A 13,260-nucleotide genomic window follows, 5' to 3' on the forward strand; every position below is an offset into this window, starting at 1 on the left:
GCCAGCTCCGCCTTCTCACATACTTGAACTGTCACCGGCTTAGAAACACAAGCTCACTGGAGTTCGTGATGTCCGCTGCGAATATTGTAGACGTTACCGAGGTCATCGAAGAGGCGCGGTTCGGACGCCTCCAGCTTCTGATCCTCGTTCTTTGCGCGTGGATCGCCCTGCTCGACGGTTTCGACACTCAGGCGATCGCCTATGTCGCGCCCGTCATTGCCGAGCAATGGGGGATCGCCATGGCCGGCTTCGGCCCGATCTTCGGTGCGGGCCTCGCCGGCCTCACGGTCGGTGCTTTCGTCCTGAGCCCGGCGGCGGATCGCTTCGGTCGAAAAGGCGTGATCCTGCTCTCGGTGCTGCTGTTCGGCATCTTCGCGCTCGTCACCGCGCGCGCGACCACGCTGAACGAGCTCCTGGTCTACCGCTTTCTGACGGGCCTTGGCCTCGGCGGTGCGATGCCCAACATCATCGCTCTGACCAGCGAATACGCGCCGAAGCGGATGCGTGCGCTGCTCATCGCCATCATGTTCTGCGGCTTTCCGCTGGGGTCGACGATCGGCGGCGTGATCAGTGCGCCTTTGATCGGTGCGCTCGGCTGGCAGGCGGTCTTCGTCGTGGGCGGCGTGCTTCCTCTCGTCACCCTGATCGTGCTGTTGATCTGGCTGCCCGAGTCGATCCGCTATCTGATGACACGCGACGTTGCAGACGAAAGAATAGGGCGTCTCGTCGCCAGGCTCGATCCGACCATCTCCCCGACTGCGGTGAGCCGCTATGCCATGCATGGTTCGAAAGCATCCGGATTTCCGGTGACGAAGCTTCTCGGGGAAGGCCGCGCATCCATGACGGTGCTCCTCTGGATCGCGTTCTTCATGAACCTGCTCGTCATGTACTTCCTGGTAAACTGGATGCCCTCGCTGCTCAAGGCGAGCGGGCTGCCGCTCAACATCGCGATCCTCTCGACGGCGGTGCTGAACGCCGGAGGGGTCGCCGGCGCGGTCGTTCTCGGCCGCTTCGTCGACCGGCTCGATCCGTATCTGGTGCTCGGCGGCGCCTATTCCGCTTCGGCGCTCTTCATTGCGGGCATCGCATTCGGGTCCGCCAATGTGTGGACGCTGATGATCTCGACCTTCCTCGCCGGGTTCGGGGTGGTGGGTGCGCAGATCGGCATGAACGCGCTCGCGGCCAGCCTCTATCCGACTGAGATCCGATCCACCGGTGTGGGCTGGGCGTTGGGCGTGGGCCGCATCGGCTCGATCATCGGCCCGGTCGCAGGCGGCGTGCTGCTCGGCTTCGGATGGACTGCGCAGTCCGTCGTCTTGACGGCGGCGGTGCCGGCAATGCTGGCGGGACTGGCGGTGATCGCGCTTCGCAGACGAGAGCCGGCGCTTGCGCTCGTCTCGTCGGCCGCGACCCTTCATCATTAACAGCGAGACAGACAATGTCCCAACATTCGATCATGGCCCCGACCGCCGATACGCCGGAGCGACGGGCCTTCTACGACAAGATCGACAAGAGGAACCTGACGGCCCTGTGGCTGTCACTGGCCGATCTCGTCACGCCCGAACCGAGAAGCGCGTGTCGTCCCGCATCCTGGCGCTTTGATGAGATCCGCGCCTATATGCTCGAGGCCGGAAGTCTCATCACCGCCAAGGAGGCGGAGCGGAGGGTTCTGGTCCTCGAAAATCCCGGTCTTCGCGGCCAGTCGAAAATCACGACGGACCTCTATGCCGGCGTGCAGCTCGTCATGCCGGGTGAGGTTGCGCCGGCCCACCGCCATACGCAATCCGCGCTGCGGTTCATCCTCGAAGGCGAGGGCGCCTACACGGCGGTGAACGGGGAACGCACCATCATGCACGAAGGCGATTTCATCATCACGCCGCCTTGGGCCTGGCACGACCACGGCAACCCCAGCCCCAATCCGGTGTTCTGGCTGGACGGTCTCGATATTCCCGTCATTCAGATGCTGGATGCGTCCTTCGCCGAACATCTCGACGTCGACGAGCAGCCGATTATCCGCCCCATCGGCGACAGCGACGCTCGCTATGGCCACAACCTGCTTCCCGTCGATCACAGGGGAGGCGGCGGCACCTCGCCGGTGTTCAACTATCCCTATGCACGAACCCGCGAGTCGCTCGAGCGCTTGCGACGCGCCGCCGCCTGGGACCCCTGCCACGGTCTCAAGATGCGCTACACCAACCCGATCACGGGCAATCATGCCATGGCCACCATGGCGACCTTCATCCAACTCCTGCCAAAGGATTTTGCGACCGCGGCCTACCGTTCGACGGACGCGACCGTGTTCGCGCCGATCGAGGGCAGGGGCCGCAGCGTCATCTCGTCGCGATCCGGCGAGGACATCGTGGTCGAGTGGGGCAAGCGCGACATCTTCGTCGTACCCTCCTGGCATCGCGTACGTCACGAGGCGATCGACGGCGACGCCGTGATCTTCTCCTATTCCGATCGACCCATTCAGGAAGCCCTGCATCTTTTCCGGGAGGACCGCGGCAATGCTTAACGCCAATACTCACTCCGATTTCGTTCTGCCGCCGCCGCCGCACGCCTCGGTCGCGGTCCACGATGTGGCGGCGCGCTTTCCGCTGCGCCGGATCATCTGTGTCGGCCGCAACTACGCGGCGCACGCACGCGAGATGGGACGCGATCCCGATCGCGAGCCGCCGTTCTTCTTCATGAAGCCCGCGGACACGGTCGTGGACGACGGGACGACGGTTCCCTATCCGCCGCAGACCAGCAACTTCCACTACGAAATCGAGCTGATCGTCGCGATCGGCCAGGGCGGCACGGACATTCCCGTCGCGCGCGCGCTCGATCATGTCTGGGGCTATGGCGTCGGCATCGATCTGACGCGCCGCGACCTGCAGCTTCAAGCCCGCGAGCAGGGCCGTCCCTGGGACTGGGGCAAGGGTTTCGACCTCTCTGCGCCGATCGCCCCGCTGCGACCGGTCTCGGAGGTCGGCCATCCAAACGCCGGGCGCATCTGGCTTGCCGTCGACGGCGCGCTCAAGCAGGACTCCGACATCTCAAAGCTGATCTGGCCCGTGCCGGACATCATCTCGATCTGCTCGCAGTCGATGGCGCTCAAACCCGGCGACATCATCATGACGGGCACGCCGGAAGGCGTCGGCCCCGTGCAGCGGGGCCAGGTGATGACAGGAGGAATCGAGGGGCTGGGCGAAATCAGGATAAGTGTCGAATAGCAACCTAGACTCTTTGCCGTCGAGATGGGAACGAAGACAACATCGTCTTGACTGCGGCCAGCCGCTCCAATCCCCTTTTTGCCCAGCACACCAATGATGGTAAAGGGCACGTCGCCAATCCGGAATATTCTTCCGACTGCCGGACGCGAGTCGTAGAGTTCCATAGGAATGACTGTCCCAACGATGGCGACCTTGGCACCGGAATTGATCTCGGCACTGTTGAAGGAGCGGCCATCCAATATCGTCCATTCACGAGCGACTAGGTAATCGGGTGTGATTCCGGCAACTAACGTCCTCCAGTTTCTGTCAGTTCGCCTGACGGCATGGCCGCTAAAGAACTGCCGGAAGCCATTGTCGGGACCAGCTTCGCACAAGCGGGCATTGGGATAGTGGGATCGATTCTAGGTTAAAGGAGATTCTGCAATGCCTATCGCGGGGCAAAAGCTGGCCTTTGTCTTGGCCTCGTCCAATCATGGAACGATGATAGTCAATCGATTCGACTATCGCATGGTCAGTCCTGACCGCGGCTACGGCGTGGGATTTCAGATCCTCGAAACGGCCGCTTTCGATCCAGGCGAAGTCAGGGCCGCTCTCGAATTGTTGGCATTGCGACGGCGGTACCACGGTGACGGGGTGATCGCCATTGACTGTGGCGCGAATATCGGCGTGCACACGATCGAATGGGCCTCGTCGATGACGGGCTGGGGTTCGGTGATTGCGATCGAAGCCCAGGAACGGATCTACTATGCGCTGGCGGGCAACATTGCCATCAACAACTGCTTCAATGCGTTAGCGGTGCATGCTGCCGTTTCCTCCGAATCCGGCACGATGCAAATTCCAAATCCAAACTATTTTACGCCTTCCAGCTTCGGCAGCCTGGAATTGCGGCAGCGTCCGGGTAACGAATTTATAGGTCAGTCGATCAACTATACCGACAACACCGTCCCTGTACAAAAAATGACGCTGGACGAGCTCAACTTGCCTCGAGTGGATTTCATCAAGATTGATATCGAGGGAATGGAGATGGAGGCCCTTGCGGGTGCTCGGGAGACAATCAAAAAGTATCGCCCGATGCTGTTCATCGAAAAAATCAAGACGGATAACCGGCAACTTGAGCATTGGCTACGGGACAACGGCTATCAGTCCTTGGCTCTCGGCATCAATATTCTCGCAGTACATCAAAGCGATGAGAGTTCGAAGGATATCAACGGACTTCAAGGCGCCGGCCAGCATGCTGAAGCACGCAGCTTTGCGGAAGCAAATGTCTAGAGCATCATCCGGACTCGAAGGGGCGCGTTAGCGCAAAGTGTGAAGCGGTTTTCCCTCGCGACAAACGTGGAACGCGTTTGCGCGGAGGTCATGCTCAAACAAGCGACCTGAGCGCGATGACGATTCATCCCAATCTCATCGCGCTTTAGTCTGCGCCGATCGTCCTTTTCGCCGGGCTCCAGCCAGCAACAACATTGCGCAGTTCGGTGCGCACCTGCTCGACAACTCCCGACCATTCGCGCGGCGCGTTTTGCCTGAACAGCCTCATTGACCGATACCACGGGCTGTCGTCGCGCTTGAGCAGCCAGCGCCAATCCGGGTTGAAAGGCAGCATCGTCCAGACGGGAGCGCCCAGCGCGCCGGCGAGGTGAACGACGCTGGTGTCGACCGAGATCACCAGATCAAGGCAGCAAACCAGCGCCGCCGTTTCGCTGAAATCCGTGAGCTGTTCCGTTAAGTCTACGATGTCACAACGTTCGCGGAGGAAGGCCTGATCCTGATCCCGGACGCCTTTTTGCAGGCTGACGAACTGGACGTCGCAGTCCAGGAGAGGAGCAAGCGCGTGCAGTGCCATCGATCGATTGTGATCGTTCTTGTGAACCGGATTCCCCGACCAGACAAGACCGACGCGCAAGCGATTGCGGGGGCCAATCCGGTCTTCCCACGCCTTCACGCGCGCCGCCGGAGGCGCAGGAAGGTACGGCTCTGCGAACGGGATCGTATCGAGCCGCGTCCCGAACGCCAGCGGCAGGCTTCCAAGAGGACAGTGCAGGTCGAACGACAGCGACGTTGTAGACGATCGGACCGTACACGTTGCGACGCCGGGCACCCCACCCAAGAGCCTCTGGATCGGCGGCTGGACCTCCAGGATGACTTGAGCCCCGAGCGCGGCCACCATGGGCACATAGCGCGCAAACTGAATTGCATCGCCCAATCCCTCGTCGGCATGAAGCAATATGGTCTTGCCTTCGAGCGGTTGGTCACCGAGCCAAAGGGATTGGGGAAAACCTCGGCCGGGCAAACCGAAAGAAGGAATTCTCCAACGCGCTTCGCGCCCAAGCCAGCCTCGCTCAAAATCTCCGGTCAGCAGCTGAAGCGTCGCCAAATTAAAGGCCGCCGCCGCATGATTTGGGTCGACCGCCAAGGATCTGTGAAAGGTCGCGAAGGCTTCATCCAGCAATTGCAGATTCAACAACAGGAATGCTTTATTGGAAAGCGCTGCGGCAAAATCCGGACGAAGTTCGAGCGCGCGATCGATGCTCGCCAGTGCCTGCTCCATCCGGCCAAGTCTCGAATGAAGCGAGCCGAGGTTGTTGTGCGTTTCCGCCAGGCCGGAGTCCAGCGCGATGGACTTCTCGTAGTCGGCCTCCGCTTCCTCGAACCGGTTCGCCTCCTGGAGGCAAACGCCGCGCATTTGATACAGAGCTGCGGAATTTGGATTCAATTTCACGGCTGCGTTGAAGCAGTCCAGGGCTTCCGCATGCCGGCCGAGATCAAGCAGCAGCAGCGCGAGATTCCGAATCGTGTCCGCATTGCCCGGGTCGATCGCCAGCGATTTGTGAAGGACCACGAGAGCTTCATCCCGCAATTGCAGGTTCCTCAACGCCCGTGCCTTTTCGTTAAGCGCTGCGGAAAAATCAGGACGAAGCTCGAGCGCGCGATCGATGCTCGCCAATGCCTGCTCCATCCGGCCAAATCTTGAATGAAGCGTGCCAAGGTTTTTGTGCGTCTCCGCCTCGGTGGGGTTCAGCGCAATGGACCTCTCGAAGTCGGCCTGCGCTTCCTCGAACCGGCCCAACCGTTGGAGGCAAAGGCCGCGCGTTTGATACAGAGGTGCGATATTTGGATTGAGCCTATCGAATGCGTTGAAGCATTCCAGGGCTTCGGCATACCGGCCGAGATCAAACAGCAATTTGCCCTGTTTCGCAGCCTCCAACTTTGTTTCGCGGCCTCCAAATTTTGCGGTGCGACCTTTTGGGATTGTTCGGCCGCGGCCCGGCACTCTTGACGATTCATAAGCTGACCAGAAAAAAGTGGACAACGTCAGATTGCTCGCCGATTCTCAGTCACGCGAGAAGGAGGAGGCGTCCGTCGCACTTGCCCCCCTCGTTCCGTCAGTTCGCTTTGAGCTGTGCTGGCGGAGTCCACCCACCGAGCGCGGCCGTAGCGTCCCATGAAGTCGTTTATGGTGCGAAGCTGGCGCGAGGCTGGCGCGGCCTGAACCTTCCATATCCTCATCTGCCCTTGCCAGGGAACGGACCTGACGTCAGGAAGCTCCGCTGTGGTCTAGTTCTCGAAGGATTTGATCGCGGTGCGCAACGAATTGCGTTTGCGTGCAGAGGAATGTTTCCAAGAGAGCGCGGGCCAAGGTTGTGTCATGCCCATGATGCTCAAGGTCCTCGATACGCTGTTCTTGGTCGAGAACATTCTGCTCGCCACGCAACAGGTGGCGCTCAGCTTGTTCAAGATGTTGAAGTTGCCGGGACCGATCCATCTTGCTCTCCTCGCTATAGGCGGGAGCGCGCTCGGTCTCTCAGCCACCGACGCCTACGGGCAGAGGCTTGGCCGGTGATGGTGATCAAACTAGCACAGCAGGGGTTGGTCCAAAATCAAACATTAGGCGCGCGGCCACCCTCACCCCCGGTGTGGCAGCCTTAATGGAAGAAGCGCTTGCCCAATTTCTTGACGATTTCCCCGAGATCGTTCGCGTACTCCTCAACAACCCGGCGCGCTTCCTCCGTGCGCGACGGCTTCGGTGTTGGCTCATGTGCTTCCGGGCATGATCTTTCGGTCGGTGTCATGGTTCGACGGTCGGACAGAGGCAAACTGCTACCCTTGAGCTAGATCAAGGTTGCTTTCGCATGGTGACGCCCTTTTGGCGGGCTCATGTAGGTCCTCTGGCTCGGGTCCTCTGGGCCGCGTCGAAAAAACGGGGGACGCGCGACCGCATCGATCGAGGATATCTGATGCGCCAAAATTGCTGGTTGCAGTTGTAGGAGAGCGGGTGCGCCGTCACATCGGCTCGATCTCTCCGGGGCCGTGCCAGGCGAAGGGGTACAATTGACCGGGGATGACGATGCTAGCCAAGCGGGCCATGTCCGCGGTGATGGATACCGAGGCGAAACCGGCAATTTGAATGCACGGTCATCGTAACTCAACGTCGCGAATGCGCGCGCAGTGCGGTTGCCAACGCAGGGGTGTACGACTATTTCTTGATGGAGGCTTTCCCAAGCGTTCCTGCGAATGGCTGCACGTTCATGCCAAAATTCCTTCGCATCGGGGTCCATCAGTCGAACGTTTCCGGATACACGTCGAAGGCGTGGTGTGTTCGGCGCGTTGGCTCGGCGGTTTTCCTGAAGTGGGGCGCCGTGGAAGTCCATGGTGCCGGAGACGGGCGGAAGGTTTACTGGACGGTTGCGCCGAGGGAGAAGACAGTTCGTTGCGGTACGGCCCAGCGTGCCCAGGACTATGCAAAAGCTGCGATCGCGCGGCGCCGCAGCCATCGGTACGAACCGCTGGCCGGACCGATTGCGCTCCGGCGCCGATCCGTCGAGCGCGGCACCGAGCTCAAACAGGCGCTCGCCACGATCCTGATCGTCGATATCGTCAGCTCCACCGAAAAAGCTGCAAAGCTCGGCGATGCGCGTTGGACAAAGGTGATGGGCCACTATTACGCAGCCGTGCGCAAAGAGCTGAAAACCTCGCGCGGAAAGGAAGTCGTGACGATGGGGGACGGAGTGCTGGCGACGTTCAAGGCGCCGGCTGCCGGGGTCAATTGCGCGACAGCGATCCAAAAGGCCGTGCGCACGCTCGGGCTCGAGATCAGGGTAGGGCTGCATGTAGGCGAGTACACGGTGAGCGGGGGCGAAATGGTCGGTCTCGCCTTCCACATCGGGACGCGCATCGCTGCGAAAGCGCGCGCCGGCGAAGTCCTGGTCTCGAGCGCGGTCAAGAACCTGCTCGTGTCACACGCGCAAATCCGCTTCAGGGATCACGGCGTTCACCAGCTCAAAGGCGTGCCCGAGCGATGGCGGCTGTACCGGGTCGAGGATTGAGGGGCCTACTGGAGGGGGCGCCGGGAATTGCGGTGCACTTTACTCGTGAGCCTTCGAATTTGCGAAAGCGGCGGGGTTATTGAGTGCGCTGTTACCGTAATCCCATCGCTGCCCTGCTCTAAGCCTCGGCAAAGTCGATCTTGGCAAGGTCGGCCTTCAGGTAGTCGACACGAATGCTGGCGATTCGGCCTGCACCCCTTTGGTCGAGGAGCGTTCGTGCGTTTGCCCGCCTCGACGCACCGTTCACGATAAAATGGACTCTGCCCTTTGGGTCATCATACAGATACGCGAATGGCGAATGTCTTTTTTGGTTTTGACGGCGCGTTAGTCCCCGGTCGACATGCGGCGGAATATGATCGCTCGCGGTTGCGCTTGGGTGCCTTTCAAAACAGTCTCTGCGCTGGTTTGCACTCGCCATTGAATTTCTTGAGACCATCACGTTCAATGAAATGAGCAATCAGCGCACCGGTTATGCGATTGAGCGTGACGCCACCTTTCTCTGAATCCGTAGATGCGACCGTTACCCCCGACAAATCTCCGGACATCGTCCATTTCACGTCATTTATCATCAAAGTCTGTTGGCCAATATCAACTACGACCGCGATAGAAGACCTCTCGCCTACTCGGTTGACCTGTTTGCCTTGATGGATCACTTCAACTGTTCCCCAGCATGACAACAGCAGTTCGTCAGCCTTTGCGTTGGCGGAAGCGATGAGCGCAAAGATAGATACCAAGACCACTAGCGCTAAGCGCTTGGTAGGTGAGGCGTCAATATCTAGGGACGCGACAGGTGCGGCGGCCAGATCGTCCATCAGAACCTCCCGAAAACACCGACCTATGTCAGTGGGCGCCTTGATCATCCTGTCAGGAACGCAATTGCTCGCGCACTCGACGACCCTCTCGCGTTCAAGGGAGAATTGAGGTGGCCCTACTCATCCCTCACGACGAGGGCACTTATCCTCAGTCTCCTCGATCAGCAGGTCGAGTTGACTCGCCAGATCGCTCAAGCTCTCAAAGTCACCTTGGCGCAATGCGGCATCTTTGGCCAGCTTCAGCCACTCGTTGGCGAGTTGTAGCCAAGCTTCTTTATCGATCGGATCGTCCGCCTGCTTCGCAGATTTGCAGCATTCCTCGGCCTTCCAGCGGAACCGATTTGCGGTACTCTCGGACATGACGAGCACCCCGCGAGCCCCCACCCGAGCCGTCTACGCTAGGCTGAAACCAACGAGGGTTATTGAGCCAAATCAAGGAGCATCGGGATGTCGTCTATCGGCCCGAGGCAGACCTTAGCACGCTCTGGCCTCATGTCGGCTGATTGAAGTAAAGCGGACTCGTTGTGCTCAAAGCGAGTTATTCCGAGTCTGACCCGGAGCCGACTTGCGTCGCATTGACAAAGTCAAGTTGCGTGATTGTTCCAGATCGGTCGTCAAGGTAATATCGGCGCAGATTGAGGGACCCATGACCGATTTGGGTATGCCCGAGACTCGATACGCGCAGAGCGGCGATATCAATATCGCCTATCAGACGATGGGACATGGTCCGCACGACATCGTCATCGTGTCGGGGGCGAATTCCCATGTCGAATTTCACCATGAACTGCCCGGATTTACGCCGTTCTTACACCGTCTATCCGGGTTCGCACGCGTTGTGACCTTCGACAAGAGAGGACAAGGTCTGTCGGATCGCGTGTCCGGAGTGCCGTCGTTGAAAGAACGAATGGACGATGTTCGCGCCGTCATGGATGCAATCGGCTCCAAGCGGGCTGTCCTGCTTGGGTTCTCCGACGGCTGCGCCATGAGCATTTTGTTCGCGGCGACATATCCCGAACGCGTATCGCATCTCATTCTTGTGGGCGGTTACGTCCGGGCGGGGTATTCCGTATCCGACGAAAAGTTCGAAGCCGTCGTCACGGCGACGGTGGCAGCATGGGGCACGGGCCAACTCATGAAGCGCGTGCTCGGGACCAGCGACGGAAACGAGCGTGAAATTGCGCTATTGGGCAAGTTGGAACGTCTGTCGTGCAGTCCGGGCGCTATCAAGACGCTCATGTTGATGAACCGTCGGATCGACATAACGTCAATCCTGCCCTGCGTGCGGGTTCCCGCGCTCGTGTTACACAGTCGTGCTGACGCGTTCGTCCCGGTAGCTGAAGGTCGAAAGCTCGCTGCCGCTATCCCCGGCGCAAAATACATCGAATACGGCGATCTTCCTCACGGCGCGTGCTTTGCTGGAGCTTGCGAGGGGCTGATCGGCGACATTGAGGAATTCGTCACCGGGCATCGCGATTGCGCTGTTCCCGAAATGGATCGGGTCCTGGCGACCGTTCTCTTCACCGACATCGTCGGCTCGACGAGTATTGCCGTAGAAGTTGGAGATCAGCGCTGGCACGAACTGCTCGACCGTCACGATCGTTTGGCGGAACAGATGATCGATAAGCATCGCGGAAATTTCGTGAGGAGCACAGGTGACGGCATTCTCGCAACCTTCGACGGACCGGGCCGCGCGGTGCGTTGCGCGCTCGCCTTGGGCGCAGCTGCGCAGCAAATCGGCCTCCCGCTGCGCGCCGGCCTACACACCGGCGAGATCGAAGTGCGGGGCCCGGATGTCGGCGGGATCGCGGTGCACGCCGCCGCGCGCGTCATGGCGCAGTGCGGCGCGAACGAGGTTCTTGTGTCGCGCGTTGTAACCGATCTTGTCGCCGGCGCCGGGCTCAAATTCACGGAACGCGGCGCGTTCGATCTCAAGGGCATTCCCGGTCAATGGGTTTTATTCGCTGCAAGCCAATAAGTCAGCATATGGCCCTTCGCGACATACACCGCCACGCATCCTCGGTCGCGAACGGGGCATAGCGGAAATCGACAGGCCGACGTCTATTGCAGAGGGCGACGCTCGTGACCCAAAGGCGACTTCGATCCCTCTATGTCGTATAGGCCCTTGTTCATTTCCCTCTGGGCTGCCATCGATGACATATCTCGTTACCGTTCTGCGATCCGTTGAACCTCTTCAATCCGGTTGAGACATATCCGTGACGAACTTGCTTTGTACCCAAGTTCATCTGGTGCATTCACCAATGGGGGTGTGCATGCCTCACGATCCAAGGATTGTCAGCGACGAGAGCAAGATCGAGCAACTTCGTGGTTCTATCCCGACTTGGATCAAGCGCCTGGAACGACCGAAGACGCCGTGCATCGTACCAGCGTTCGGGCCATTGGAAGGCATCCGCGCGGTCGGCACCGGGCAGCTGATCGCTCAACCCTACATTGGCACCAAGCTCGCGGAGTTCGGCGCCGAGGTCATTCACGTCGAGAAGCCGGGAGGCGACGTGTTTCGCTTTACCGCGCCGCAATTGCAGCGGGGGCCGCGTCCCCATGGCGGCGACGAGGCCGAAGTCACGAAGAACAAGTTGTCGCTGGGGCTCGACTTCAAAAAGGCGCGCGGGATAGAGCTCTTAATGGCGCTGTGGAAGATCTCCGACGTATGGATGGAATCCTCGGCACCCGGCACATGCGAGCGCAACAATATCACCAACGAGCTGGCGCTCGCGGTAAACCCGAGCCTCGTGATCGTGCGTGTCAGCACCTATGGTCAGTACGGGAAACAAGACTATCTCGGGCGACCGGGTTATGACGCGATTGCGCAAGCGTATGGCGGCATGATGAACTTGACGGGTGACCCTGCGGGTCCGCCGCAGCGTGCGAAGTCCTATACCGGCGACTATGTGACCGCGCTCACCGGCTGGGCGGCGACTATGATGGCGCTGTGGGAGGTCAAGAAAACCGGGCGAGGCCAGGTCATCGATCTCGCGCAGTACGAAGCGGTCGCGCAGACCAACGGCAACACGCTGCCGATTTTTACAGGTGAGGGTACGGTCTCCGGGCATACTGGTAACCGGCCGGCGGGTTTTCAACCCTACGACACTTTCAAATGCAGCGACGGCTGGGTCTTTATCGGAGCGCTCGGTGGCGCGATCTACAAGCGGGTGCCGAGCTTCCTCGGTCTTGACCCGGTCGAATACAGCTACGACGAGTGCTCGAAGGATGCCGCGGCGGTAAACTCCAAGAAGGGGTGCGAGGTCGACCGACGGTTGCGCGACTATTGTGCCGCACACACGGCGTTTGAGGTGGAGACCGCGCTGAACGCAGCGCAGATAGGTTGCGCTCGCGTGTTCAACGTGCGCGACCAATATAACGACGAGCACTATGCGGCTCGTGATATGACTGTCCCGGTGCTCGATCGGCAGTCGGGCGTGCCGATCCGGGTCTTCGGCGTCGTGCCGAAGATGTCGCTGACACCAGGGCGCATCTGGCGCGGCGCGCCGTCGATCGGCGACGATACGACCGATATCCTCTCGACTATGCTGGGCCTATCGCATGCCGAGATCGATGGATTGTATGCTGACGGGATAGTGCACCGCACAGATCCATTCACTGAGCCGCAGGTAGCTCCGGCCAATCCATAGCACCGTAAAGCCTTGGGCGCGACATGGCGCCGGCCATGGCCGACTGTGTCGGTGCTGGCGCAGCTTTCTGCGGTGTCGCCTATTGGCCGATTTTGTTGCAGAAGTCGGTAGGATCGACGCTCTCAGCGGGGCTGTGATCTGAAAATTTGGGCTCGCGATCTTTTGGCCGCCTGCCCGGCATGGGCTGCGGAGACGCCCTGGCACTGATGCCTGACGCAACCAACGCGACGGACGCCACTTACGCAACGCATGGTGCGGCCGT

At 60.2% G+C, this 13,260-nt stretch carries 11 protein-coding genes and 1 pseudogene; 8 read left to right on the forward strand and 4 right to left on the reverse strand.

Annotation, left to right across the window (positions count from 1 at the left end; all coding sequences use genetic code 11):
- Nucleotides 1–68 precede the first annotated feature (68 nt).
- Genes YUU_RS0133420 through YUU_RS0133430 form a run of 3 tightly spaced genes read left to right on the forward strand, consistent with a single transcriptional unit; the run spans nt 69 to nt 3,215 of the window.
- Nucleotides 69–1,424, forward strand: a complete 1,356-nt coding sequence (locus YUU_RS0133420; RefSeq protein ID WP_051390020.1) for an MFS transporter — start codon at nt 69–71, stop codon at nt 1,422–1,424.
- A 32-nt stretch (nt 1,425–1,456) separates the two neighbouring features.
- Nucleotides 1,457–2,515 (forward strand): gentisate 1,2-dioxygenase, encoded by a 1,059-nt coding sequence (gtdA, locus tag YUU_RS0133425; protein WP_027526259.1) that lies wholly within the window; start codon nt 1,457–1,459, stop codon nt 2,513–2,515.
- Nucleotides 2,508–3,215, forward strand: a complete 708-nt coding sequence (locus tag YUU_RS0133430) for a fumarylacetoacetate hydrolase family protein (RefSeq protein WP_027526260.1) — start codon at nt 2,508–2,510, stop codon at nt 3,213–3,215. The genes gtdA and YUU_RS0133430 overlap by 8 nt, the downstream gene beginning before the upstream one ends.
- A 20-nt stretch (nt 3,216–3,235) precedes the next feature.
- Here YUU_RS0133430 and YUU_RS57000 read toward each other — a convergent pair.
- Nucleotides 3,236–3,589, reverse strand: a pseudogene (locus tag YUU_RS57000) (ABC transporter permease); the annotation flags it as partial.
- Nucleotides 3,590–3,638: 49 nt separating this feature from the next.
- On the opposite strand from YUU_RS57000, the gene YUU_RS0133435 reads away from it, so the two are divergent.
- Nucleotides 3,639–4,484 (forward strand): FkbM family methyltransferase, encoded by an 846-nt coding sequence (locus YUU_RS0133435; protein WP_027526261.1) that lies wholly within the window; start codon nt 3,639–3,641, stop codon nt 4,482–4,484.
- 145 nt (nt 4,485–4,629) lie between these two features.
- On the opposite strand, the gene YUU_RS52575 is transcribed toward YUU_RS0133435, so the two are convergent.
- Nucleotides 4,630–6,420, reverse strand: a complete 1,791-nt coding sequence (locus tag YUU_RS52575; protein ID WP_051390021.1) for a tetratricopeptide repeat protein — start codon at nt 6,418–6,420, stop codon at nt 4,630–4,632.
- A 375-nt stretch (nt 6,421–6,795) separates the two neighbouring features.
- Between YUU_RS52575 and YUU_RS59135 the strand changes: the two genes are divergently transcribed.
- A complete protein-coding gene (locus YUU_RS59135; protein ID WP_156944640.1) occupies nt 6,796–7,056 on the forward strand; it encodes a hypothetical protein in 261 nt (86 codons plus the stop codon).
- 685 nt (nt 7,057–7,741) lie between these two features.
- Entirely contained in the window at nt 7,742–8,539 is a 798-nt protein-coding gene (locus YUU_RS0133455) for an adenylate/guanylate cyclase domain-containing protein (protein WP_027526263.1), read from the forward strand.
- Between the two features lie 383 nt (nt 8,540–8,922).
- Here YUU_RS0133455 and YUU_RS0133465 read toward each other — a convergent pair whose 3' ends face one another.
- Nucleotides 8,923–9,351 carry a hypothetical protein gene (locus YUU_RS0133465; protein ID WP_156944641.1) on the reverse strand — a complete coding sequence of 143 codons (429 nt, stop codon included), beginning with the start codon at nt 9,349–9,351 and terminating at the stop codon, nt 8,923–8,925.
- Nucleotides 9,352–9,471: 120 nt separating this feature from the next.
- A complete protein-coding gene (locus tag YUU_RS0133470) occupies nt 9,472–9,711 on the reverse strand; it encodes a hypothetical protein (protein ID WP_156944642.1) in 240 nt (79 codons plus the stop codon).
- A 286-nt stretch (nt 9,712–9,997) separates the two neighbouring features.
- Between YUU_RS0133470 and YUU_RS0133475 the strand changes: the two genes are divergently transcribed.
- Entirely contained in the window at nt 9,998–11,326 is a 1,329-nt protein-coding gene (locus YUU_RS0133475) for an adenylate/guanylate cyclase domain-containing protein (protein WP_027526266.1), read from the forward strand.
- Nucleotides 11,327–11,621: 295 nt separating this feature from the next.
- Nucleotides 11,622–12,998: a CaiB/BaiF CoA-transferase family protein gene (locus YUU_RS52580; protein ID WP_198031873.1), complete on the forward strand. Its 1,377-nt coding sequence runs from the start codon at nt 11,622–11,624 to the stop codon at nt 12,996–12,998.
- Nucleotides 12,999–13,260 lie beyond the last annotated feature (262 nt).

The sequence above is a fragment of the Bradyrhizobium sp. Ec3.3 genome (genome assembly GCF_000472925.1).
Taxonomy (GTDB): Bacteria; Pseudomonadota; Alphaproteobacteria; order Rhizobiales; family Xanthobacteraceae; genus Bradyrhizobium.

What these genes read in the sequence shown, in the direction of transcription:
- YUU_RS0133420 (WP_051390020.1), top strand. Translation starts at nt 69, where the DNA reads ATGTCCGCTGCGAATATTGTAGACGTTACCGAGGTCATCGAAGAGGCG.
- gtdA (WP_027526259.1), top strand. Translation starts at nt 1,457, where the DNA reads ATGGCCCCGACCGCCGATACGCCGGAGCGACGGGCCTTCTACGACAAG.
- YUU_RS0133430 (WP_027526260.1), top strand. Translation starts at nt 2,508, where the DNA reads ATGCTTAACGCCAATACTCACTCCGATTTCGTTCTGCCGCCGCCGCCG.
- YUU_RS0133435 (WP_027526261.1), top strand. Translation starts at nt 3,639, where the DNA reads ATGCCTATCGCGGGGCAAAAGCTGGCCTTTGTCTTGGCCTCGTCCAAT.
- YUU_RS0133455 (WP_027526263.1), top strand. Translation starts at nt 7,742, where the DNA reads ATGCCAAAATTCCTTCGCATCGGGGTCCATCAGTCGAACGTTTCCGGA.
- YUU_RS0133465 (WP_156944641.1), bottom strand. Translation starts at nt 9,351, where the DNA reads ATGGACGATCTGGCCGCCGCACCTGTCGCGTCCCTAGATATTGACGCC.
- YUU_RS0133470 (WP_156944642.1), bottom strand. Translation starts at nt 9,711, where the DNA reads ATGTCCGAGAGTACCGCAAATCGGTTCCGCTGGAAGGCCGAGGAATGC.
- YUU_RS0133475 (WP_027526266.1), top strand. Translation starts at nt 9,998, where the DNA reads ATGACCGATTTGGGTATGCCCGAGACTCGATACGCGCAGAGCGGCGAT.
- YUU_RS52580 (WP_198031873.1), top strand. Translation starts at nt 11,622, where the DNA reads ATGCCTCACGATCCAAGGATTGTCAGCGACGAGAGCAAGATCGAGCAA.